Origin of the sequence: Marinitenerispora sediminis, from assembly GCF_003336425.1 — a bacterium.
Lineage (GTDB): Bacteria > Actinomycetota > Actinomycetes > Streptosporangiales > Streptosporangiaceae > Marinitenerispora > Marinitenerispora sediminis.
Genome location: NZ_QEIO01000008.1, coordinates 42,405 through 63,558, shown reverse-complemented (window position 1 = coordinate 63,558; position 21,154 = coordinate 42,405). Strand labels below are relative to the sequence as shown.

Annotated in this window: 19 protein-coding genes; 8 read left to right on the top strand and 11 right to left on the bottom strand. The window is 73.2% G+C overall.

The window, feature by feature from the left end:
• A partial coding sequence (locus DEF28_RS02700; protein WP_147281051.1) for a helix-turn-helix domain-containing protein occupies positions 1-731 on the bottom strand: 731 nt, incomplete at its 3' end.
• A gap of 113 nt (positions 732-844) precedes the next feature.
• Here DEF28_RS02700 and DEF28_RS02695 point away from each other — a divergent pair.
• The 3 genes from DEF28_RS02695 to DEF28_RS02685 all read left to right on the top strand — a co-directional run bounded on the left by DEF28_RS02695 (position 845) and on the right by DEF28_RS02685 (position 2,219).
• Complete coding sequence (locus tag DEF28_RS02695) at positions 845-1,438, top strand: NADPH-dependent FMN reductase (RefSeq protein ID WP_114396994.1); 594 nt, start codon at positions 845-847, stop codon at positions 1,436-1,438.
• A 71-nt stretch (positions 1,439-1,509) separates the two neighbouring features.
• Entirely contained in the window at positions 1,510-1,821 is a 312-nt protein-coding gene (locus DEF28_RS02690) for a type II toxin-antitoxin system Phd/YefM family antitoxin (RefSeq protein WP_181874248.1), read from the top strand.
• On the top strand, positions 1,818-2,219 hold the full coding sequence (locus DEF28_RS02685) for a PIN domain-containing protein (RefSeq protein ID WP_114396987.1): 402 nt from the start codon (positions 1,818-1,820) through the stop codon (positions 2,217-2,219). Before DEF28_RS02690 ends, DEF28_RS02685 begins: the two co-directional genes overlap by 4 nt.
• Here DEF28_RS02685 and DEF28_RS02680 read toward each other — a convergent pair.
• The gene (locus DEF28_RS02680; protein ID WP_114396986.1) at positions 2,216-4,939 is read right to left on the bottom strand and encodes a bifunctional acetate--CoA ligase family protein/GNAT family N-acetyltransferase; all 2,724 of its coding nucleotides are present in this window, start codon (positions 4,937-4,939) and stop codon (positions 2,216-2,218) included. The two genes, DEF28_RS02685 and DEF28_RS02680, sit on opposite strands and share 4 nt — an antisense overlap.
• A 220-nt stretch (positions 4,940-5,159) precedes the next feature.
• On the opposite strand from DEF28_RS02680, the gene DEF28_RS02675 reads away from it, so the two are divergent.
• Positions 5,160-6,050 (top strand): sugar kinase, encoded by an 891-nt coding sequence (locus DEF28_RS02675; protein ID WP_114396985.1) that lies wholly within the window; start codon positions 5,160-5,162, stop codon positions 6,048-6,050.
• A 103-nt stretch (positions 6,051-6,153) separates the two neighbouring features.
• On the opposite strand, the gene DEF28_RS02670 is transcribed toward DEF28_RS02675, so the two are convergent.
• From DEF28_RS02670 to mbhE, 8 genes are all read right to left on the bottom strand, one after another.
• A complete protein-coding gene (locus tag DEF28_RS02670; RefSeq protein WP_114396984.1) occupies positions 6,154-8,304 on the bottom strand; it encodes a RecQ family ATP-dependent DNA helicase in 2,151 nt (716 codons plus the stop codon).
• Between the two features lie 69 nt (positions 8,305-8,373).
• Positions 8,374-8,727: a monovalent cation/H(+) antiporter subunit G gene (gene mnhG, locus DEF28_RS02665; protein ID WP_114396983.1), complete on the bottom strand. Its 354-nt coding sequence runs from the start codon at positions 8,725-8,727 to the stop codon at positions 8,374-8,376.
• The gene (locus DEF28_RS02660; RefSeq protein WP_114396982.1) at positions 8,714-8,992 is read right to left on the bottom strand and encodes a monovalent cation/H+ antiporter complex subunit F; all 279 of its coding nucleotides are present in this window, start codon (positions 8,990-8,992) and stop codon (positions 8,714-8,716) included. The genes mnhG and DEF28_RS02660 overlap by 14 nt, the downstream gene beginning before the upstream one ends.
• Entirely contained in the window at positions 8,989-9,624 is a 636-nt protein-coding gene (locus DEF28_RS02655; RefSeq protein WP_233515053.1) for a Na+/H+ antiporter subunit E, read from the bottom strand. Before DEF28_RS02655 ends, DEF28_RS02660 begins: the two co-directional genes overlap by 4 nt.
• Entirely contained in the window at positions 9,621-11,147 is a 1,527-nt protein-coding gene (locus DEF28_RS02650; protein WP_114396981.1) for a Na+/H+ antiporter subunit D, read from the bottom strand. Before DEF28_RS02650 ends, DEF28_RS02655 begins: the two co-directional genes overlap by 4 nt.
• Positions 11,144-11,518, bottom strand: coding sequence for an NADH-quinone oxidoreductase subunit K (locus tag DEF28_RS02645; RefSeq protein ID WP_114396980.1), 375 nt, complete (start codon positions 11,516-11,518; stop codon positions 11,144-11,146). The genes DEF28_RS02650 and DEF28_RS02645 overlap by 4 nt, the downstream gene beginning before the upstream one ends.
• On the bottom strand, positions 11,515-12,141 hold the full coding sequence (locus DEF28_RS02640; RefSeq protein ID WP_114433172.1) for an MnhB domain-containing protein: 627 nt from the start codon (positions 12,139-12,141) through the stop codon (positions 11,515-11,517). Before DEF28_RS02640 ends, DEF28_RS02645 begins: the two co-directional genes overlap by 4 nt.
• Entirely contained in the window at positions 12,138-14,618 is a 2,481-nt protein-coding gene (gene mbhE / locus DEF28_RS02635) for a hydrogen gas-evolving membrane-bound hydrogenase subunit E (protein ID WP_181874247.1), read from the bottom strand. Before mbhE ends, DEF28_RS02640 begins: the two co-directional genes overlap by 4 nt.
• Before the next feature lie 577 nt (positions 14,619-15,195).
• Here mbhE and DEF28_RS02630 point away from each other — a divergent pair.
• The 3 genes from DEF28_RS02630 to DEF28_RS02620 all read left to right on the top strand — a co-directional run bounded on the left by DEF28_RS02630 (position 15,196) and on the right by DEF28_RS02620 (position 18,745).
• A complete protein-coding gene (locus tag DEF28_RS02630) occupies positions 15,196-17,664 on the top strand; it encodes a DNA gyrase/topoisomerase IV subunit A (RefSeq protein WP_114396978.1) in 2,469 nt (822 codons plus the stop codon).
• 134 nt (positions 17,665-17,798) lie between these two features.
• Positions 17,799-18,305 (top strand): beta-class carbonic anhydrase, encoded by a 507-nt coding sequence (locus DEF28_RS02625; protein ID WP_114396991.1) that lies wholly within the window; start codon positions 17,799-17,801, stop codon positions 18,303-18,305.
• Between the two features lie 113 nt (positions 18,306-18,418).
• Positions 18,419-18,745 carry a tetratricopeptide repeat protein gene (locus DEF28_RS02620; RefSeq protein WP_114396977.1) on the top strand — a complete coding sequence of 109 codons (327 nt, stop codon included), beginning with the start codon at positions 18,419-18,421 and terminating at the stop codon, positions 18,743-18,745.
• Between the two features lie 109 nt (positions 18,746-18,854).
• On the opposite strand, the gene DEF28_RS02615 is transcribed toward DEF28_RS02620, so the two are convergent.
• Positions 18,855-19,847 (bottom strand): hypothetical protein, encoded by a 993-nt coding sequence (locus DEF28_RS02615; RefSeq protein ID WP_114396976.1) that lies wholly within the window; start codon positions 19,845-19,847, stop codon positions 18,855-18,857.
• A 131-nt stretch (positions 19,848-19,978) separates the two neighbouring features.
• Here DEF28_RS02615 and DEF28_RS02610 point away from each other — a divergent pair, with 131 nt between their 5' ends.
• A complete protein-coding gene (locus tag DEF28_RS02610; RefSeq protein ID WP_114396975.1) occupies positions 19,979-21,118 on the top strand; it encodes an L-cysteine desulfhydrase Cds1 in 1,140 nt (379 codons plus the stop codon).
• Positions 21,119-21,154: the final 36 nt, after the last annotated feature.

Genomic DNA, 21,154 nt, shown 5'->3' with positions numbered 1-21,154 from the left:
GCGGACAGTTCGAGCGTCTCGCGGTGGAACCGCAGTTCCTGGCCGGCTGGGTGGTTGAGGCGGAGTACGCCGCGCTTGGGCACCACATGCCGGTGGAAGCGCCGCGTGAACTCCGGCCCCGCGAGGGGCGCGAGTTCGGCTCTCAGCCACTCCGAGTTCTCGACGGAGGGTCCCAGCCACAGGTCGAAGGCCTGTTCGTCCGCCACGTCGTCCCAGTCGGCGAAGAAGGCCCGGGCGCGCGGGTCGGTGAACACGTGGCGGGTCAGGTTCGGGGGGTCGGTGTCGAACAGGCCGCTGCCGCCCATCATCCACGCGTAGCCGCCAGTGTGGGCGAGGACGTCGCCCAGCCGGTTCGTGACCAGCGCGATCCCCGGCTCCAGCATGCGCAGCGTCTCCAGGACCGAGGGGCGGACGTCGCGACGGGCTGGTTGCGCCTGGGGTCGGTCGATGCATTCACCGCCCGTGATCTTCGCGAGGTACCGGAGGTGGGCGCGCTCGGAGGGGTCGAGGCTGAGGGCGTCGGCCAGCGCGTTCACGACCGCCACCGAGGGATTGCGGTCGCGGCCCTGCTCGATCCGGGTCAGGTACTCGACGCTGACGCCGGCCCGCGCGGCGACGTCACTCCGCCGCAGGCCCGGCGAGCGGCGCCGCCCGCGGTCCTGGAGGCCCAGCGACTCCGGCTGGATGCTGTCGCGCTTGGCCCGGATGAAGTCCCCCAACGGCGTGCCCATGCCGCGAGCATACGTCGCCACCTGCCGGTTCCGGCGCGCCCAGGGTGGCCCTGCCGGGGCCAGCCTGGACGCGGTCTGGCTGGCGCCCCGGTGGCCGCGTGATCGTGGTGGGCATGGAGAACAAGCACAGGCTCGTGATCATCGTCGGAAGCGTCCGGGAAGGCCGGTTCGGCCCCGTGGTGGCCTCGTGGGCCGCCGACCAGGCCCGCGCCCATGGGGGGTTCGACGTCGAGGTGGTGGACCTGGCCGACTTCGAGATCCCGTTGGCCCTGCCTTCGGCGTCTCCGAAGTACGCCGGCGGGAGCTACCCCCGTCCGGCCGGAATGGCGGCCCTCACGTCGGCACTCGACGGGGCGGACGCGTTCGTCGTGGTCACGCCGGAGTACAACCACAGCTACCCGGCGTCGCTGAAGGCGGCCATCGACTGGCACTTCGACCAGTGGGCGGCCAAGCCGGTCGCCTTCGTCAGCTACGGCGGCGCGGCGGGCGGCCGCCACGCGGTGCTGCACCTGGAGAACGTGCTGACCGAGTTGCACGCGGTGACGATTCGCGACGGTCTCGCGTTCCCGAACTACTTCACGGCGTGGAAGGACGGCCGCCCCCTCGACTCCGGGGCCGCCGGGTACGCCAAGACGCTCCTGGACCAGCTGTCCTGGTGGGCGGGCGCCCTCCGGACGGCGCGCGATGCCGCGCCCTATCCGGCCTAAAGGACGGCCAGTGTGACCGCAACTTGACACACGTCGTAGCACATTTCCAAATAAAAAGCTACGCTGAGGGCATGGTGACTACCATCCCTCAGCGTGAGCTACGCAACAACAACGGAGCGGTCATGGACCGCGTACGACACGGTGAGACCTTCATCGTGACCCGACACGGCGAACCGATCGCCACGATCAGCCCAATACCCCTTGAGAGCAAGGACCAGAAGAAGCAGCTGACGGCTGCCGAAGTCCAGGCCGAGTTCCGGAAACTCCCCCCCATTGACCGCGCCGAATGGGAACGTGAACGCGAGGAAGCTGACGCCTTCTTCGGTCCTGATGATCCTCTGGAAGACCCGTGGGAGCGCGCGGAACGGCGAGATGCGCGGTGAGTGACGCCCGTCAGGCTGTCTACGACACATCAGTCGTCATCGACTTCGAATCACTCGACCTTGGCTGCTTTGCCGGGGGACAGCCGTTGGTGAGTTCGATCAGCATCGCCGACCTCGCCTACGGCATGGAGCATCAGGATCCGGTCGTGCGTATGGCTCGATCAGATCGCTACTATGCCACGCTGCGCCTGATGACGGTCCTTCCCTTCACAGAGCAGACGGCTCGCTTCTATGGTGTCTGCGCCCAGCTCGTCCGCCAAGCCGGGCGCAATCCGCGGCCGCGTCGATTGGACCTCATGATCGCGGCCACAGCCGCTGAGCACTCCCTGCCCTTGCTGACGCGAAACCCGAAAGATTTCGCCGACCTGACTTCGTTGATTGCCGTCGAGGCTGTCTAGTACGGCACCCGCAGCCGGCGCGGGCCGTGGTCCGGGCGGACCTCCGGGGCCTCCCGCAGCCAGACGCGGGCACCGAGCACGTGCGCGCCCGTGGCGTTGACGATCACCGGGTCGAGGTCGACGTGCGCCACCTCGGGGAGGGCGTCCACCAGCCGGGACACCCGCACCAGCAGCTCCTCTAGCGCCTCCACGTCGGGCTGGTCCGCCAGCGAGGTGGCACCGGCCGGGAGGCCGAACAGCAGCGGTGAGGAGCGGACGGCGCGGACGAGGTCGGCCGCGTCGGCGTCGGTCAGCGGCGCGAGCCGGTAGGCGCGGTCGTCCAGGAGTTCGGCGGTGGGGTCGGCGAGCCCGAAGGCGACGACCGAGCCGAACGAGGGGTTCTCCCCCGCCCGGACCACCGTGGGGACCCCCGGGATCGCCATCCGCTGCACCACGAGCATGGCCTCGTCGCCGAGGCGGTCGTGCAGCGCGGTGAAGGCGCCGCGCACGTCGTCCGGCGAGCGCAGGTCCGCCCGGATGCCGCTGCCGCCGGCCCGCAGCCGCAGGTCGGGGGCGTTGGCCTTCACGACGACCGGGTAGCCCAGCCGCTCCGCGGCGGCCGCCGCGGCGCCGGCCGAGTCCACGGGGACGTCCGGCCACACGTCGATCCCGTAGCAGGCGAGCAGCGCCCGCGCGGCCTCGGCCGGGACCGCGGCCTCCTCGTTGTGGACGGGCTCGCTGGTGAACCAGACCGAGTGCGGCCCGACACCGGCCGCCTCGGCGTCGGCCAGGGTGCGGTCGATCAGCTGCCGGGCGGCGGCGCGGTCGATCCCGGACAGCTCCGGGTGCCGCCCGGGGTCCCGCTCGCGCCACAGCGCGTAGCGGGTGGCGTGCGCGAGCGCGCGCACCGCGTCCTCGGGAGCCGGGTAGGACGGGATGGAGCCCCACGCCGTGGCGCCGTCCTCGCCGGTCTGGCGCAGTTCCTCGGGAAGTCCCTGGTAGCCGAGGTAAGTGGTGACGATCGGCTTCTCGGAGGTGGCGGCCCTGGCGCGCAGCACCTCGGCGACGTCGCTGGAGATGGGCGTCAGCGCCGGGATGAAGACGACGACGAGCGCGTCCACGGCGTCGTCGGCGAGCGCGGCGGCCAGCGCGCCGTCGAACTCCTGGGCGGTGGCGGTGGGCCCGAGGTCCACCGGCTCGTGCGGCTTGAGGCCGGAGCGCACGCAGGCGTCCTTGACGAGCAGCCCGAGGGAGTCGGAGTTGCCGATGATGCCGACCCGGGGGCCGGCCGGGAGCGGCTGGTAGGCGAACAGCTGGGCGACGTCGAACATCTGGGTGATGTCGTCCACGCGCACGACGCCGGCCTGCTGGAACAGCGAGGTGACGGCGAAGTCGGGCAGCGCGAGCGCGGCGGCGGCGTGCCCGGTGGGCACGCCCTGGGAGGATCCGCCGCTGCGCACCGCGACCACGGGTTTGCGCTGGGCGAGGCGGCGGGCCAGCCGGGTGAACTTGCGCGGGTTGCCGAGCGACTCCAGGTACTGCAGCACGACCTGGGTGGCGGGGTCCTCCTCCCAGTACTGGATGAGGTCGTTGCCGGACACGTCGGCGCGGTTGCCGGCCGAGACGAACGTGGACAGGCCCATGCCGCGCTGGGCGACGCGCTGCAGGATGGCGCGGCCGAGCGCGCCGGACTGGGAGAAGAACCCGATGGGGCCGCGGGGCGGGACGTCCGGCGACAGGGTGGCGTTCAGCGACACCGCGGGGTCGGTGTTGGCGATGCCGAGGCAGTTCGGCCCGACCACCCGCATGCCGGCCGCGCGCGCCGTGAGCACCAGTTCGTCCTGGCGGGCCCGCCCCTCGGGGCCGGACTCGCCGAACCCCGAGCTGACCACCACCAGGCCGTGCACGCCCTTGCGCGCGCACTGCGCGACCACGTCACCCACCATGTCGGCGCGCACGGCGACGATCGCGAGGTCCACCGGGTCGGGGATGTCGAGGACGCTGGGGTAGGCGCGCACGCCCGCCACGGCCTTGGCCTCGGGGTGCACCGGGAAGACCGGGCCCTGGAAGTCGCCCGCGATCAGGTTGCGCAGCGCGGTCTGGCCGATGGTGTGGGCGGTGCGGCTGGCGCCGATGACGGCGACCGACTCGGGGAACAGCAGCCGGGCGATGGACCGCGACTCCGCCCGCTGCTCGCGCGCCCGCATGACCTCTTGGGCCACGTCGGTCGGCTCCAGGTCGAGGGTGAGGCGGATGACGCCCTCGTCGAAGGTCTGCTGCGCCGTGTAGCCGGCCTCGCGGAAGACGTTGATCATGCGCCGGTTCTCCGGCAGGACGTCGGCGATGAACCGCCGCACGCCGCGCTCGCGGGCCGCCGCCCCGATGTGCTCCAGCAGCACCGAGGCCAGTCCGCGGCCCTGGTGGGCGTCCTGGACCACGAAGGCGACCTCGGCCTCGTCCTGGCTCACCTTGTCGTAGCGCACGACGGCCACCATGTGCGCGCCGATGGTCGCGATGAGCGCCACCCGGTCCTCGTAGTCGACCGTGGTGAACCTCTTCACGTCCCGCGCGGACAGTTTCGGGTACGGCGCGAAGAACCGGTAGTAGATCGTCTCCGCCGACAGCCGGGAGTGGAACTCCTGGAGCAGGTCGGCGTCCTCGGGCGTGATGGGCCGCAGATGCGCGGTTCCGCCGTCGGTGAGGACGACGTCGGCCTCCCAGTGGTTCGGGTAGTGCTGCACGGGTTTGAGGTTAATCGAGAATTCCGCCGGAGTGGCGGAAACCACGGCGCCGCGCCATCCGCGCGCGGCGCGGGCAACGGCCGGGCGGGACGGCGGGCGGGGGCCGGACACCTCTGTCACTTCGTTACCCGCGGCCACCCCAGGACCTGTTAACGTCATGGAGCACATTCCCGGGTCGCGAGCGGATGAGGGTCGGCAAGGTGGTGACGAAATGACGCGAGTGGTCGTGATCGGTGATCTCATGACCGACGCAGTCGCGCGGGCTTTCCACCCGCTGGCTCGCGGCAGTGATACCCCGGCTTCGGTGATCATGTACGGCGGCGGTTCCGGCGCCAACGTCGCGGCGTGGCTCGCGATCGAGGGCACCGACACCGCCCTGGTCGGTCGGCGCGGCTCCGACATCACCGGGCGGACCCGTGAGATGGAGCTCATGGGGTACGGGATCGACGCCCGCATGGTGATGGACCCGGAGCGCCCCACCGGCACCTGCGTGGTCATGATCACGCACCGCGGCGACCGGACGATGCTGAGCGATCCCGGCGCCAACGCCGCGCTGCAGCCCGAGGACCTGCCGCGCGACGTGTTCGGCCCGGACGGCCACCTGCACATGTCCGGCTACACCCTGGTCAACGAGGGCTCCCGGCGCGCCGCCCGTGTGGCGCTGCGCATGGCCCGCGAGAGCGGGATGTCGATCTCGGTCGACTGCGGCTCGCACGCTCCGCTGGAGCGGGCCGGGGCCGAGTCGTTCCTGGACTGGACGAACGGCGCGCGGCTGCTGTTCGCCAACACCGAGCAGGCCGCCGTGCTCACCGGCCGCGAGGAGGCCGAGGCCGCGGCGAGGGTGCTGACCGCCTGGTACCCCAACGTGGTGATCAAGCTCGGCGACGCCGGAGCGCTGTGGGCCTCCAAGAGCCGCGACGAGATCGTCGTGGTGCCGGCCGAGCCGGTGGAGCCCTCCCCCGGGTCGATCGGCGCCGGCGACGCCTTCATCGCCGGCTTCCTGCCGCCGTGGCTCGCCGGCCACCATCCCAAGGAGGCCCTGGCGAACGCGCACCGGCTCGCCGCCCGCGCGCTGCACCAGCCCGGAGCCCGTCCCGACCTGTCGGACTGAGGCCGCACCGCCCCGCAGTCCACCGCGCCGCCCGTTCTCGGAAACGGGCGGCGCGTTCGCGTGCGGTGGCCGGTGCGGCCGGGGAGACCGCGGGGGCCGCCGGTCAGCCTCTGGTGGCCAGCACCAGCGGGAGCACGGCGGGGGCGCCGGCCTCGCGGAGCAGCCGGGCCGCCACGGTGAGGGTCCAGCCGGTGTCGACGTGGTCGTCCACGAGCAGGACCGGACCGCCCAGGCTCGCCAGCCCGGCGCGCAGGTCGTCGGAGACGGCGAAGGCGTGCCACAGCGACGCGAGCCGCTGGGCGCTGTTGTGCCGACGCGGTCCCGGGCCCTCGGGGCGGGCGTAGTCGAGTGTGCCCAGCGGAACCAGCCGCCCCACCTCGGCCAGCCGGGCCGCGAGGTCGCCGATCATGCGGGGCCGGGTGCGCGACGGCATCGCGAGCACGCCGGCCGGCCGCTCGCTCCACGGCCAGGCCGCGAGGACGGTGACCAGGGCGCGGAACACCGGGTCGCCGACCGGCTGGTCCGGGGCGTCCTCGGCGAGCGCCCCGCGCAGCGCGGCCCCCCAGCCGATGTCGGTGAGCCGGGCCAGCGCCCGGCCCTCCTCGGCGCGCAGCTCGGGGCGGATCGCCCCGGATGCCTCGACGCCGAGCTCCCGCATGCCGGTGGGCCACTGCCGGCGGGCCGGCACGGCGATGCCCGGGCGGTCGAGGTGGGCGGCGGCGGCCGCCCGCTGCTCGGGGTCGACCTCGGCCGGCCAGCTCGGGCCGGCGCAGTTGTCGCACCGGCCGCAGGGCCCCGCCGCGGTGTCGTCGAGCTGGCGGCGCAGGAACTCCATGCGGCAGTCGGAGGTGGCGATGTAGTCGAGCATCGCGCGCTGCTCGGCCTCGCGGGCCCGGGCGACCGCGGCGTAGCGCTCGGAGTCGTAGTGCCACGGCTCGCCGGTGGCCTGCCAGCCGCCGCGCACCCGGCGCACGGCGCCGTCGACGTCGAGGACCTTGAGCATCTGCTCCAGCCGGCTGCGGCCGAGGTCGACCTGGGCCTCCAGCCGCGGCACCGACACCGGCCCGCCGGCGCCCGCGAGCGCGTCCAGCGTGCGGCGCACCGTCTCCTCGGGCGGGAACGCCACGCTGGCGAAGTACCGCCAGATCTCGCGGTCCTCGCGCCCCGGCAGCAGGATGACCTCGGCGCGCTCGACGCCGCGCCCGGCCCGGCCGACCTGCTGGTAGTAGGAGATGGGCGACTGCGGCGCCCCCAGGTGCACGACGAACCCGAGGTCGGGCTTGTCGAACCCCATGCCGAGGGCGCTGGTGGCCACCAGCGCCTTGGTGCGGTTGGCGAGCAGCTCGTCCTCGGCGCGCTGGCGGTCCTCGGGGTCGGTCTGGCCGCTGTAGGCGAGCACGTGGTGGCCGCGGGAGGCGAGGAACTCGGCGGTCTCGGTGGCCGCGGCCACGGTCAGCGTGTAGATGATGCCGGAGCCGGGGAGGCGGTCGAGGTGCTGCGCGAGCCAGCTCAGCCGCGCCGTGCTGTCCGGCAGCTCGACCACGGCCATGTGCAGGCTCTCGCGGTCCAGCGTGCCGCGCAGGACGAGGGTCTCGACGCCGTCGCCGACCTCCAGCTGCTCGGCGACGTCGCGGGTGACGCGCTCGTTGGCGGTGGCGGTGGTGGCCAGCACCGGGATCCCCGCGGGGAGGTCGCCCAGCAGCGTGCGGATCCGGCGGTAGTCCGGCCGGAAGTCGTGGCCCCAGTCGGAGACGCAGTGCGCCTCGTCCACGACGACGAGCCCGGCGCCCGCGGCGAGCTCGGGCAGCACCCGGTCGCGGAAGTCGGGGTTGTTCAGGCGTTCGGGGCTGACCAGCAGCACGTCGACCTCGCCGGCGGCGATGTCGGCGTAGACCCGCTCCCAGGCGCCGAGGTTGGCGCTGTTGATGGTGCGGGCGCGGATGCCGGCGCGCTCGGCGGCCGCGATCTGGTTGCGCATGAGCGCGAGCAGCGGCGAGATGATCACCGTGGGGCCGGCGCCCTCGGCCCGCCGCAGCGCGGTGGCCACGAAGTAGACCGCCGACTTGCCCCACCCGGTGCGCTGCACGACCAGCGCGCGGCGGCGCTCGGCCACCAGGGCGTGGATGGCGCGCCACTGGTCGGTGCGCAGCCGCGCGCCGTCGCCGGCGAGGGCGCGGAGGTGGCGCTCGGCCTGCTCGCGCATGGCGGAGTCGGACTCGGTGGCGGCGGCCCCGGGCGGGGCGGAGGTACCCATGCCCTCCTTGCTACCAGAGCCGAACGACGCCGCGCCCCGGCCGTCCACAGGCCGCCGGTCGCGCCGGAGCTAGCGGTCGGCGTCGCCGGACCGGTCCAGCGCCTCGGCGAGTTCGTCGACCACCAGGTGCTCGGCGTGCGTCTCGCCGCGGCTGTACACCACCCGCCCGAGGGTCTGGGCCAGCACCGGTACCGTGACGAACTGGAAGAGCGCCACCAGCGCCAGCGGAGCGGCCGACCGGATGTCGGGGAGCTGGCAGGCCGCGCCGAGGAGCAGCAGGACCAGCCCGACGGTGTCCGGTTTGGCGGCCGCGTGCATGCGGCCCAGCAGCGTCGGGAACCGCACCAGCCCGATGGTGCCGATGAGCGTGAACAGCGCGCCCAGCGGCAGCAGGACGGCCGTGAGGACGTCACCCGCGGTCATGGGCCCTCCTCTCCGCGAACCGGGCGGCGGTCAGCGTGCCGACGAACCCGAGGAGCGCGATGGTGACCATCAGGCCCACGTAGGTGGTGTCGCCGCGCACGGCCGCCTCGACCGCGATGGCGCTCACCAGGAGCACCGACAGCGCGTTCAGGCACACGATGCGGTCCAGCACCGACGGCCCGCGCACCAGCCGGTACAGCGTGCAGAGCACGCTGACGCCGAGCATGGCGAAGGTCGCGGCGTAGACGAAGGACATGACGGTCATGAGTCTCCTCCCGGGCGGCGGTCGCCGCCGTCCTCCCCGTCCGCCGGCTCCGCGTGCCGCTCGAACTCGGCGAGGTCCTCGGCGGTGCCGAACGCCCGCACGAACAGCTCCTCGGTGCGCCGCACCTGGCGGCGCAGCCGCTCGGCCGCCTCGGGCGAGTCGATGGGGATCCCGTGCACGTAGACGACTCCCTGGTCGCGGTTGAGCTCGATCACCAGGCTGCCGGTGACCAGGGAGAGCCCGCCGCTGAGCATGGCCAGCAGGAAGTCGGAGTCGGTGCGCATCGGCACCGCCACGATGGCGCCCCGCGTGCGGTGCGGGCGCCACAGCACGTGGAGGGCCACCTGGGCGCTGGAGGCGAACAGGTCGTAGCCGATCACGGCCACCAGCCGCAGTGCGGCCAGCGGGCGGAAGCCGAGCCGCACCGGGATGTGCGGCAGCTTCGCGGCCGAGTAGCAGGCCGAGCCCACGAGCAGGCCGGCGATGACGGTCCCGGGGCTGGGGTCGCCCCACAGGATCACCCACATGGCGGTCAGCCACAGCACGGTGGGCAGCCGTCCGAGCAGCCGGCGCGGCCAGCTGCGCTGCGCGGGGACCGCGCTGGAGCTGCCGCCGGAGGGGATGGTCGTCACGGGGCTCCTCCCCCCAGTACCGCCTGGACGTAGGCGCCGCCGTCGAGCAGGTCGCGGGCCGCGACGAAGCTGAACTCGGCGAGGGGGCCGGCGGCGGCGGCCACGACCAGCCCGAGGCCGACCATGACCCCGGTCATGGCGGTCATGAACCGCAGCCCGCCGAGGTTGGCGCCGCGCCGCAGCTGCGCCTTGGCCTCGACCATGTCGGGCAGCGGCGTCCCCCAGAACGCGCGGGTCCAGATGCGGAAGATCGCCATCATGGTGAGCAGGCTGGTGAGCACGCCGGCGGCGATGCCCGTGTACACCAGCCAGCCGCCGGCGGCCAGCCCGGCCTCGAACAGCGCCACCTTGGCGATGAACCCCGACATCGGGGGCAGGCCGGCCAGGCTGAGGGCGGGGAGGAAGAAGAACAGCGCGAGGGCCGGCGAGACCGTGGTGAGCCCGCGGATCGCGCGCAGCGAGGTGTGGCCGACGTACTGCCGCATCAGCCCGTTGACGAGGAACAGCGTCGCCTGCACCACGATGTGGTGGACGAGGTAGACGACCACCCCCGCGAGGCCGGCGACGGTGTTGAGCGCCAGCCCGAAGATCATGAACCCGATGTGGCTGACCAGCGCGAAGGACATCACCCGGTTGACGTCGTCCTGCACGAGCGCGCCCAGGATGCCCACGACCATCGTCGCGATCGCCACCCACAGCATGACCGCCGAGATGTCGTCCCGCGCGAACAGCAGGGTCTGGGTGCGGATGATGGCGTACACCGCCACCTTGGTGAGCAGGGCCGCGAAGATCGCCGAGATGCGGGTGATCGCCACCGGGTAGCTGTCCGGGAGCCAGAAGTGCATGGGCACGATCGCGGCCTTGATCCCGAAGACCACGAAGAACAGCAGCGCCAGCACGGCCCGCAGCTCGGGCGGCGCCGCCCCGAGCTTCTCGGCGATGTCGGCCATGTTGACCGTGCCGGTCAGCGCGTACACCAGCGCGATCCCGGTCAGGAACAGGATCGAGGAGGTCAGGCTGACCACCGTGTAGATCATGCTCGCCCGCACCCGGGCGCGGGTGGGCGCCTGGGTGATGAGCGTGTAGCTCGCGGTCAGCATGATCTCGAACCCGACGAACAGGTTGAACAGGTCCCCGGCGATGAAGCTGAGGCAGACGCCGGCGGTGAGCACCAGGTAGATGGGGTGGAACACCTGCGGCATCGCGCGGCTGAGCCCGCCGACGTCCTGGCCGATCGCGTACAGCAGCACGATCAGCAGCACCACGGAGGAGACCAGGACGAGCAGCGCGGCCAGCGGATCGGCCACCAGGGTGATCCCCAGCGGCGCGGCCCAGCCGCCGGCCTGGCTGGCCACCACGTCGCCGTCGGCGGTCCGCGCGACCAGCAGCGCGGCCGCCGCGACCACGCCGGCCAGGGTGAGGGTGCTGGTGATCCGCTGGGCGCGGGGGGCCGCGCGCAGCAGCAGCGTCACGGCGGCGCCGATGAGCGGCACCACCAGGGGAACGGCGAGCAGGACGTTCACGAGGAGTCCTCCGGCTCGGTCAGCCGGCGGATGCGGCGGTCCTCGACGTCGTCGGGTACCTCGTCGTTCTCGTCGCCCAGCCACACCCGGTAGGCGAGCGCCAGCAGGAACGTGGTCACCCCGAAGGTGATGACGATGGCGGTCAGCGCCATGGCGTGCGGCAGCGGATCCGACATCTCACCGGAGGCGCCGCCGAGCAGCGGCGGCAGCGTGATGGCCTCGTCGGTGAGCAGCAGCGACATGTTGGCGGCGTGGCCGAGCATGAGGATGCCGAAGACCACCCGCATGAGCGAGCGCTGCAGCAGCAGGTAGAAGCCGCCGGAGTAGAGCACGGCGACGGTGACGACGAGGATGAAGCTCGGTGTGCTCATGCGCCGCCTCCCCCCGCGGTGGCGCCGCCGCGGGGGCGCCGGCCGGCCCGCTCCTCGCGGGCCTCCTGTTCCTCCGCTTCCATGCGGGCGCCGAGGGCGGCGACGACGGACAGTACGAGACCGACGACGATGAGGAAGACCCCCGTTTCGAAGATGAGAGCGCTGAGCAGCTTGACCTCCCCGAACACGGGGAGGGTGAACTTGTACTGGACGGCGTCGAGCACGGGGGCGCCCACCAGCAGCGGCGCTCCCGCCGTGCCGCAGGCCAGGAGCATGCCGACCGCCAGGAGGGTGTTGGGGCGCAGCGGCAGCCCGGCGGCGAGCTCGTGGCGGCCGCCGGCCACGTAGCGCAGCACGTAGGCCATGCTGGCGACCAGCCCTCCGGCGAAGCCGCCTCCCGGGCGGTCGTGCCCTGAGACCAGCAGGAACACCGAGAACGTCAGGATCGCCGGGATCAGCAGCCGGGCGACGACCTCCAGCAGCACCGAACGCGGGCCGAACGCGGGCCGGACGACCGTGCTGAGCCACCGCTCACGCGGCGCCTCCCATCCCTCGGGCGGTCCGGTGCCGGTCGGGCCGTCCGCGGGAGTGTCCGGACGGGAGCCGTTGACGGGCATCGTCATCCTCCTTCCTCGGGACGGGGCGGCTCCGAGGTGCCGCCCGAGTCGGAGCGGGTGGTGCCGCCGGCCAGCGCGCCGGCCTGCGCGGGGACCGGGTCGGATCCGCCGGCGGCCTCGTCCGCCGTGTCGCCGGTGTCGCCCGCGCCGGCCGCGCGGTCGCGGCGGTTGAGCAGCACGAGGGATGCGACCGCGACGGCCGACGTCGCCAGGACCACGATCTCGCCGTAGGTGTCCAGCGCGCGGAAGTCGGCGAGGATCACGTTGACCAGGTTGTGCCCGCCCGCCTGCTCGGCGAGGTCGGCGAACCCGCGCGAGATGGGGGCGGCGGTACGGGCGTCCGTCATCACCCACAGCGAGGTGGCGACGAAGGTGCCCGCCGCGGCGCACAGCGCGACGGTGCCCCGCTTGCCCCAGCCGTTCGGCCGCACGTTGAAGGTGGCGGGCAGCCGCCGCAGCACGAAGACCAGGATGATCGTGGTGAGGGTCTCGACCAGCACCAGCGTGAGGGCGAGGTCGGGGGCGCCGTGCAGCACGAACAGGCCCGCGATCCCGAAGCCGGTGGCGCTGATGAGGATGAGCGCCGGGAACCGCCGGTGCTCGCGCACCGTGGCGACGGCGGTCACCACGATGATCACGGCCACCACGATCTCCAGCGGGTTGTCCCACCAGCGGAAGGACGGCCCGCCCACCGGCAGGGCGACGTCGCCGCCCGCGACGGCCAGGAGCAGCCGCACCCCGGGCAGCGCGAGCAGCGTCGCGAGGATGATGCCGAGGTAGACCGGGAGCGAACCGCTCTGGGTGCGCCGGGTGACGCTGAGCGCGGTGGAGTAGACCGTGTGCACGAACAGGTGGTAGCCGAGCTCCGCGGCCGGCCAGCGCGGCATCGCGTTCTGCACGCGGGCGACCCACCGGCGCCGCCAGAACAGCAGCGCGCCGGCGAGGACGACCAGGGCGGAGAGCGCGAGCGGCGGGGTGAGGCCGTGCCACAGCGCCAGGTGGTAGCCGCCGTGCCCGCCGGTGAGGAACGGTGCCGCGTAGGCCTGCGCGATCGGGTCCACCAGGACGGGCAGCACGCCGAGGACGAGCCCGGCCGCGGACAGCAGCACCGGCGCGGCTACGAAGGCCCGGCTCGGCCGGGGGAAGCGGCGCTCCGAGACCGTGTACTTGTCGGCGAAGGCCCCCCAGACGAAGCGGGCGCTGTAGGCGAAGGTGAGCGCGGAGGCCGCCACCAGCCCGGTGAGCACCACCCCGGAGGCGACCGGGGGCAGTGCCGCCTCGTGGCCGGGGACGAACGCCTCGAACGCCGCCTCCTTGCCGACGAAGCCGAGCAGCGGTGGCAGGCCGGCCATGGACGCCGCCGCGGCCCCTGCGGCGACCGCGAGGGCCGGCATGCGGCGGCCGAGCCCGCTGAGCTGGCTGATCAGCCGGGTGCCGGTCTGGTGGTCGATGACCCCGACCGTGAGGAACAGCGTCGCCTTGAACAGCCCGTGCGCCAGGAGCACGCCGATCAGGGCGGTGGCCGCCGTGGCCGTTCCGGCGCCGGCGAGCACGGTGAGGAAGCCGAGCTGGCTGACCGTGCCGTAGGCGAGCAGCAGCTTGAGGTCGTCCTGGCGCAGCGCCCGCCAGCCGCCGACGAGCATGGTGGCCAGCCCGAAGCCCAGCACCAGCGCCCGCCACGGATCGACGTCGGCGAACCCCGGCGCGAGCCGCGCGACCAGGTAGACGCCTCCCTTGACCATGGCCGCCGCGTGCAGGTAGCCGCTGACCGGGGTGGGCGCCACCATGGCCTCGGGCAGCCAGTAGTGCAGCGGCACCTGGGCGGACTTGGCGAAGGCGCCCGCGAGGATGAGCACGAGGGCGACCGGCAGCCACGGGTCATCGACGGGGGGATCGGCGACGAGCGCGGAGATCTGGTAGGTGCCGCCGATCTGGCCCAGGATGATGAAGCCGATCAGCATGAGCAGCCCGAACCCGGCCGTGGTGACCAGGGCCTGGGTGGCCGCCCGCCGCGCGTTCTCCTTGCGGTCGTCGTGGCCGACGAGCAGGAAGGAGGAGACGGAGGTCAGCTCCCAGAAGACGTAGAGGGCGAACAGGTTGTCGGTGGTGACCACGCCCAGCATGGAGCCGGCGAAGACCACCAGGACGGCGGCGAGCCGCCCGAGGGCGCGTTCGTCGGAGTGGAAGTAGGCGGCGCTGTAGCAGAAGATGACCGCCCCGACGCCCGAGACGAGCAGCACCATGGCGAGCGCGAGCGCGTCGAGTCGGAAGTCGAGGGTGATGTCGAGGGCCGGCACCCAGGCCACGGAGGCCGTGGCCGGCCGGCCGGCGAGGACGGCGGGGGCCTGGACGAGCGCCCAGACCGCGGACAGCGCCAGGGGCAGGCTCGCCACGAGGAACGCGCGGGAGCCCATGACTCGGATCAGCGGCGGTACGAGGACCGCGACGGCGGCGTGGATCGCGATGATGAAGGGCAGCAGCATAAGCGACGTTATCGGCGGTCGGACCGGGGGCGCACCTTTCTCACCACCGGAGTGGGCACGGGCGGGGTGGAGCCTGATCGGTTGGACGGAACACCCCAAAGGTTAGCCGGAGTCCCCGATCTCACCTTGACGACGAGGCAACGAGGTGTACCATTTGCCGCCCCATATCCGACCCATGCCGCTGGTTACGCTGCGTATTTTCACTGGTCGGTCCCGAATCCGGGCCGCGATGGGGACGAACCACCACCGCTAATTCCCGGAATCATCGTGTTTGATCTCACCAAACGTCAAAGCTGGAACTCCATGTCCCACTTACGGTGGGTCATGGAAGCCCGGCCCGCACGCCTCCACCGGTCACGGAGCGTGGACGGCACCTGTGCCGCCCTCTCCGCCGCGACCGCATGAAACGCCTCACTCCCCCGCCCGCCGCGGCCGCCGCGGGCCGGCTGCCGCCGCGCTCCCGGCCCGCCCGGCCAGGGTCGGCGCCCGCGGCCGGGCCCGGTCGGCGCGGCCGCGGGCGGCGCCCGGCCGCCGCGCCGGTTCGCGGTGGTACCGGGCTCAGGCCACAATGACGGGCATGGCCCGTACAACGTCCCAACCACCCGAGGAACTCACTGAGAACATCATCGACATCGACGTCTCCGAGGAAATGCGCGGCAGCTTCCTGGAGTACGCCTACTCGGTGATCTATCAGCGCGCGCTGCCGGACGCACGCGACGGCTTGAAGCCCGTCCAGCGCCGCATCCTCTACCAGATGAACGAGATGGGCCTGCGGCCCGACCGCGCGCACGTCAAGTGCGCCCGCGTGGTCGGCGAGGTCATGGGCAAGCTGCACCCGCACGGCGACAGCCCGATCTACGACGCCCTCGTGCGGCTCAGCCAGCCCTTCGCCATGCGCGTTCCCCTGGTGGACGGGCACGGCAACTTCGGTTCCCTGGGTGGCGACGACGCCCCGGCCGCCATGCGCTACACCGAGGCCCGGCTCAACGCCGCGGCCCGGCTCATGGTCTCCTCCATCGACGAGAACGTGGTGGACTTCCGGCCGAACTACGACGGCCAGGAGACGGAGCCCGAGGTCCTCCCGGCCGCGTTCCCGAACCTGCTGGTCAACGGCGCCTCCGGCATCGCGGTCGGCATGGCCACCAACATGGCCCCGCACAACCTCGGCGAGGTGATCGCGGCCGCCCGGCACCTCATCGCGCACCCCGACGCCACGCTGGACGACCTCATGGAGTTCGTCCCGGGCCCGGACCTGCCCACCGGGGGCACGATCGTGGGCCTCGACGGGATCCGCGACGCCTATGTCAAGGGGCGGGGCACGTTCCGCACCCGGGCCACGGTCGCCATCGACAAGGTGACACCGCGCCGGACCGGGCTGATCGTCACGGAGCTCCCCTACAACGTCGGCCCCGAGAAGGTCGTCAGCCGCATCAAGGAGCTCGTGCAGGCGAAGAAGCTGCAGGGCATCGCCGATCTGAAGGACCTCACCGACCGCAACCAGGGCCTGCGGTTGGTGATCGAGCTGAAGAACGGCTTCAACCCCGAGGCCGTCCTGGAGGAGCTGTACCGGCTCACGCCGATGGAGGAGTCCTTCGGCATCAACAACGTCGCGCTGGTCGACGGCCAGCCGCAGACGCTCGGGCTGCGGGAGCTGCTCTCCGTCTACGTCGCCCACCGCCTGGAGGTGGTGCGCCGCCGGTGCGAGTTCCGGCGGGCCAAGCGCGAGGAGCGGCTGCACCTGGTGGCCGGCCTGCTGGTGGCGCTGCTCAACATCGACGAGGTCATCGCGCTCATCCGGGACTCGGAGGACACCGCGCAGGCCCGGCAGCGGCTGATGACCACCTTCGAGCTCTCCGACACGCAGGCGCGCTACATCCTCGACACCCCGCTGCGCCGCCTCACCAAGTACGACCGGATGGAGCTGGAGACCGAGCGCGACCAGCTGTCGGCGGAGATCGCCGAGCTGACCGCGATCCTGGAGTCCGACACCAAGCTCCGCAAGCTCGTCTCGCGGGAGCTGGCCGAGGTCGCCAAGGAGTACGCCACGCCGCGCCGGACCGTGCTCATGGAGAGCTCCGGCGTCACGCGGACCTCGTCGGTGCCCCTGGAGGTCGGGGACGACCCCTGCCACGTGCTGCTCAGCTCCACCGGGATGCTCGGCCGCAGCACCGGCGCGCGGCCGCCCCGGATGTACGACGGCCCGCGGACCCGGCACGACGCCACCACGGCCGCCCTCGCGGCCACCGTCCGCGGCGAGGTGGCCCTGGTGACCGACCTCGGCCGGCTGATCCGGCTGCCGGTGCTGGAGCTGCCCGAGCTCCCCGACGAGAACCCCGACGGCCCGCCGCTGCAGGCGGGGGTGCCCGTGACGGAGTTCGTCGAACTCGCCGCGGACGAACGCGTGATCTCGCTGGCCGCACCCACCGGCGACGGCCCCGGGCTGGTCGTCGGCACGCGGCAGGGCATCGTCAAGCGGGTCGCGGGCGACTATCCGCAGAACAAGGACGAGTTCGAGGTCATCGCCCTGCGCGACGGGGACCGCCTGGTCGGCGCCACCCAGCTGGTCACCGGCGAGGAGGACCTCGTCTTCGTCACCTCCGACGCGCAGCTGCTGCGCTTCTCCGCGGACGGCGTGCGTCCGCAGGGCCGCTCGGCCGGGGGCGTCGCCGGCGTCCGGCTCTCCGAGGGCGCGCACGCATTGTGGTTCGGCGCGGTCACCGCCCCCGAGGACTCGCTGGTCCTCACCGTGGCCGGCAGCTCCGCCACGCTGCCCGACACCCAGACCGGCGCGGCCAAGCTCACCCCGTTCCAGGTCTACCCGGCCAAGGGGCGGGCCACCGGCGGAGTGCGCTGCCACCGGTTCCTCAAGGGCGAGGACGTGCTGCTGTACGCCTGGGTGGGCCGCGCCCCCGCCCGAGCCTCGCGCGCCGACGGAGGCCCGGTGCGGCTGCCCGACCCGGACGGCCGCCGCGACGGCTCGGGCGAGGCGCTGCCCCGGGCCATCACCGCGGTGGGCACCGGCCAGACCAGTACCGCCGAGAACTGAGGCGGCGGGTCGGCGGCCCCCTCGAAGGCCGCCGGCCCGGCTCCGAAACGGGACACGGCCGTGCGGCGTTTCCGCCGCACGGCCGTACCATGTCACCTGCTGTCCCGTTTGGTGTGATTGGAGTGTCTGTGGCCATGGCGAACGACGCCTTCGACGACGTGTTCACCGCGAACGCGGAGTACGCACGGCGGTTCCGGCTGGCCGGGCTGGAGCCCGTCGCCGCCCGCGGGCTCGCCCTCGTCACCTGCATGGACTCCCGGATCGAGCCGCTGGACATGCTCGGCCTGCGGCCGGGCGACGCCAAGATCCTGCGCAACGCCGGCGCCCGCGTCACCGACGACACCCTGCGCACCCTCGTGCTCGCTGTCTACCTGCTGGGCGTGGACCGGGTCCTCGTCCTGCCGCACACGCGCTGCAAGATGGCCTCCGTGGCCAGCGACGACGAGGTGCACCGCACGATCGCCGACCAGTACGGCGTGGACACCCGCAGCCTGGAGTTCCACACCGTGCAGGACCAGCGTGCCACCCTGCTGCACGACCTGGAGCGGATCCGGCACCACCCTCTGCTGCCGGACGGCCTCGCGGTCGCCGGGGCGATCTACGACGTGGACACCGGGCGAGTGGCGCCGGTCGCCGAGTGATCTGACCCACCCCGCCGGGACCGAAACTCCGGTCCCGGCGGTCGGTCCCAAAAACGGGCACGGGAATGCCGTGCGGTGCGCCGATGTTGACGCTTCCGACGAAGGGAGCGCGCATGGCGGAGACGACCTACGAGATCTTTGCCCGCGGCCAGAAGCACTTCGAACTGGGCGACCCCATCGGTGCCGCCCGCATCCTCGCCCCCCTGGCCGAGACCGAACCCAACAGCCGCTCGATCCTGGAGCTCCTCGGCCGCGCCTACTTCCACTCCGCCCAGCTCGGCAAGGCGGAGCGGACCTTCCGCCGGCTGATCGAGCTCGACCCGTGCGACGCGTGGGCGCACATCGCGCTGGCGCGGGCGCTGGAGCGGCAGAACCGCGAGGAGGAGGCCGCGCCGCACCGCCGGATGCACGCCGCGATGTCGGGCGGATCGCTGGACTGATCCGCCGCCGGCCACCTCACCGCACGCGGCCACCGGGCCGCCGCCCCGCACCCCGGGGACGGCGGCCCGCCGTTGTCGCGGCTGCGGCGCGCGGGTCGGCGTCCGCCGGTCAGCGCCCGCAGGCCGGGCAGGGCGGCCGACTCAGCCGGTGCCGGGCGAGCGCGGCCGCGCCGAGCCCGAGGCCCCACACCAGGTAGGCGGGCATGGTGATCCAGTAGAACGCCAGCGGAAGACCCTCGGACTCAGTCCAGGTCCCGGTCGCCGTCTCCACGGCCAGCTGCACCGTCCCGGCGCCGAAGTAGGCGGTGAGCGCACCGGCGACCGCGAACGCCGGGACGAGGACGAGCCGGTGCGGCACCCGGCGCCCGGCCAGGAGCGGCAGCCACGACGGCAGCGCCCATCCCCAGGAGTGCACCACCGCCAACGGCAGCACGCTGCCCGCGAGCGCGAACCCGGCGTCGAAGACGGCCAGTGCCGCGCCGGCCCGCAGCGGGGCGTCAGCGAACCCGACCGCCCACTGCACCGCGACCCGCGCGGCGCACCCGGCGACCGCCGCGTAGGCCGCCCACCACGCCCAGGCGGGCAGCCGCTCCCCGCGCACCGCAGCGCCGGTCCGACCGCACCGCGCGCAGCCGCCCGGCCGCCGGCTCCGGTAGCCGCGGGTACCGGCCGCGACCGCCACGGCGCCTGCGAGGCACGCCCCCCGGCTGGCGAACGCGCCGGGGTCCAAGGGCAGCCCGAGCCCCGGCAGCAGCAGGCCGACCACGTCGATCAGCAGCAGCGGACAGGCCATGACCAGGAGGGCGGCCACCAGCCACCCCGCGACCTCCACCGCCCGGTGCCAGCGCCCCGCGGCCTGCGCCAGCGCCACGGCGGCCGCTGCACCGCACAGGGCGACCCCGCCCCACCCCGTGAACCCGATCAGGTCCGTGCCGATCACACCGAACCCGGGCGGTCCCAACACCGCCCACCGGATCCGCAGTGCCCCGTAGCCCAGCGCCCAGCACAGCGCGGCCCAGGGGGCCCACGCCCACCGGGTCCGCGCCGCCGGGCGCGTGCCGCCGCTGTGCGGATGCGCGCTCCCGGGCGCGGCCCCGACCATGCGCCCACCGTATCCGGCGCCGGGCCGCCCGCGGCCGCAGGCCCCGAGCTCCGCTCGCAACCGCCTGACCAGTGCTCAGGTTCCCGCGAACGCCTGGGCCGGGCGCCGCGGCCGGGGTAGTCTTGCCAACCATGCCAGTGCCATCAGAGGAACCACCCGAGCGCGCCTGGCTCGACCGCTCCTGCTCACGGACGCGCTCGTGGGCGGACGAGGCGGTGCGGCGCGTCATCGCCGACGCCAACCGCTCGGCCGACACGCACCTGCACGTGTACCCGCTCCCTGACGACTGGGGCATCGACCTCTACCTCAAGGACGAGTCGGTGCACCCCACCGGCAGCCTGAAGCACCGGCTCGCCCGGTCGCTCTTCCTGTACGCGCTGGCGAACGGCTGGATCACCGAGGGCACCACGATCGTCGAGGCGAGCTCCGGGTCCACCGCCGTCTCCGAGGCGTACTTCGCGCGGCTGCTCGGTCTGGACTTCATCACGGTGGTGCCGCGGCGCACCAGCCCCGAGAAGATCGCCCTGATCGAGCGCTACGGCGGCCGGTGCCACTTCGTCGACGTCCCGGCGGAGATGTACACCGAGGCCGAGCGGCTGGCGGCGGAGACCGGCGGCCACTACATGGACCAGTTCACCTACGCCGAGCGGGCCACCGACTGGCGGGGCAACAACAACATCGCCGAGTCGGTGTTCAGCCAGCTCGCCCAGGAGCGCTACCCGGTGCCCGAGTGGATCGTCATGGGCGCCGGCACCGGCGGCACCTCGGCGACCATCGGGCGCTACCTGCGCTACCGGCGGCATCCGACGCGGCTGGCGGTCGTCGACCCGGAGAACTCCGCCTTCTTCCCCGGCTGGGCCACCAGGGCGGCCGACTACGCCACCGGGATGCCGTCGCGGATCGAGGGCATCGGGCGGCCCCGGATGGAGCCGAGCTTCGTGCCGGGCGTCATCGACCTGATGATCCCGGTGCCCGACGCCGCCAGCATCGCCGCCATGCGGCACCTCAACGCGGTCACCGGACTGTGCGCCGGCGGGTCCACCGGCACCAACCTGTGGGGGGTCTGGCAGCTCATCGCGCGCATGCTGCGCGACGGCTGCCGCGGCAGCGTCGTCACCCTGATCTGCGACGGCGGCGAGCGGTACCGGCACAGCTACTACGACGACGCGTGGGTGGCCGCCCAGGGCATGGACCTCGCGCCCTACACCGCGGCGCTGGACCGGTTCCTCGCCACGGGGAAGTGGGCGCCGCCACCGCCGCCCGGCAGGTAGCCGCCGCCTCGGCGGGCCGGCCGCATCTCCGGCCGG

Coding starts and splice junctions, on each gene's coding strand:
- DEF28_RS02695 (WP_114396994.1), top strand. CDS start 845: ATGGAGAACAAGCACAGGCTCGTGATCATCGTCGGAAGCGTCCGGGAA.
- DEF28_RS02690 (WP_181874248.1), top strand. CDS start 1,510: ATGGTGACTACCATCCCTCAGCGTGAGCTACGCAACAACAACGGAGCG.
- DEF28_RS02670 (WP_114396984.1), bottom strand. CDS start 8,304: ATGGGTACCTCCGCCCCGCCCGGGGCCGCCGCCACCGAGTCCGACTCC.
- mnhG (WP_114396983.1), bottom strand. CDS start 8,727: ATGACCGCGGGTGACGTCCTCACGGCCGTCCTGCTGCCGCTGGGCGCG.
- DEF28_RS02660 (WP_114396982.1), bottom strand. CDS start 8,992: ATGACCGTCATGTCCTTCGTCTACGCCGCGACCTTCGCCATGCTCGGC.
- DEF28_RS02645 (WP_114396980.1), bottom strand. CDS start 11,518: ATGAGCACACCGAGCTTCATCCTCGTCGTCACCGTCGCCGTGCTCTAC.
- DEF28_RS02640 (WP_114433172.1), bottom strand. CDS start 12,141: ATGACGATGCCCGTCAACGGCTCCCGTCCGGACACTCCCGCGGACGGC.
- mbhE (WP_181874247.1), bottom strand. CDS start 14,618: ATGCTGCTGCCCTTCATCATCGCGATCCACGCCGCCGTCGCGGTCCTC.
- DEF28_RS02630 (WP_114396978.1), top strand. CDS start 15,196: ATGGCCCGTACAACGTCCCAACCACCCGAGGAACTCACTGAGAACATC.
- DEF28_RS02625 (WP_114396991.1), top strand. CDS start 17,799: ATGGCGAACGACGCCTTCGACGACGTGTTCACCGCGAACGCGGAGTAC.
- DEF28_RS02620 (WP_114396977.1), top strand. CDS start 18,419: ATGGCGGAGACGACCTACGAGATCTTTGCCCGCGGCCAGAAGCACTTC.
- DEF28_RS02615 (WP_114396976.1), bottom strand. CDS start 19,847: ATGGTCGGGGCCGCGCCCGGGAGCGCGCATCCGCACAGCGGCGGCACG.
- DEF28_RS02610 (WP_114396975.1), top strand. CDS start 19,979: ATGCCAGTGCCATCAGAGGAACCACCCGAGCGCGCCTGGCTCGACCGC.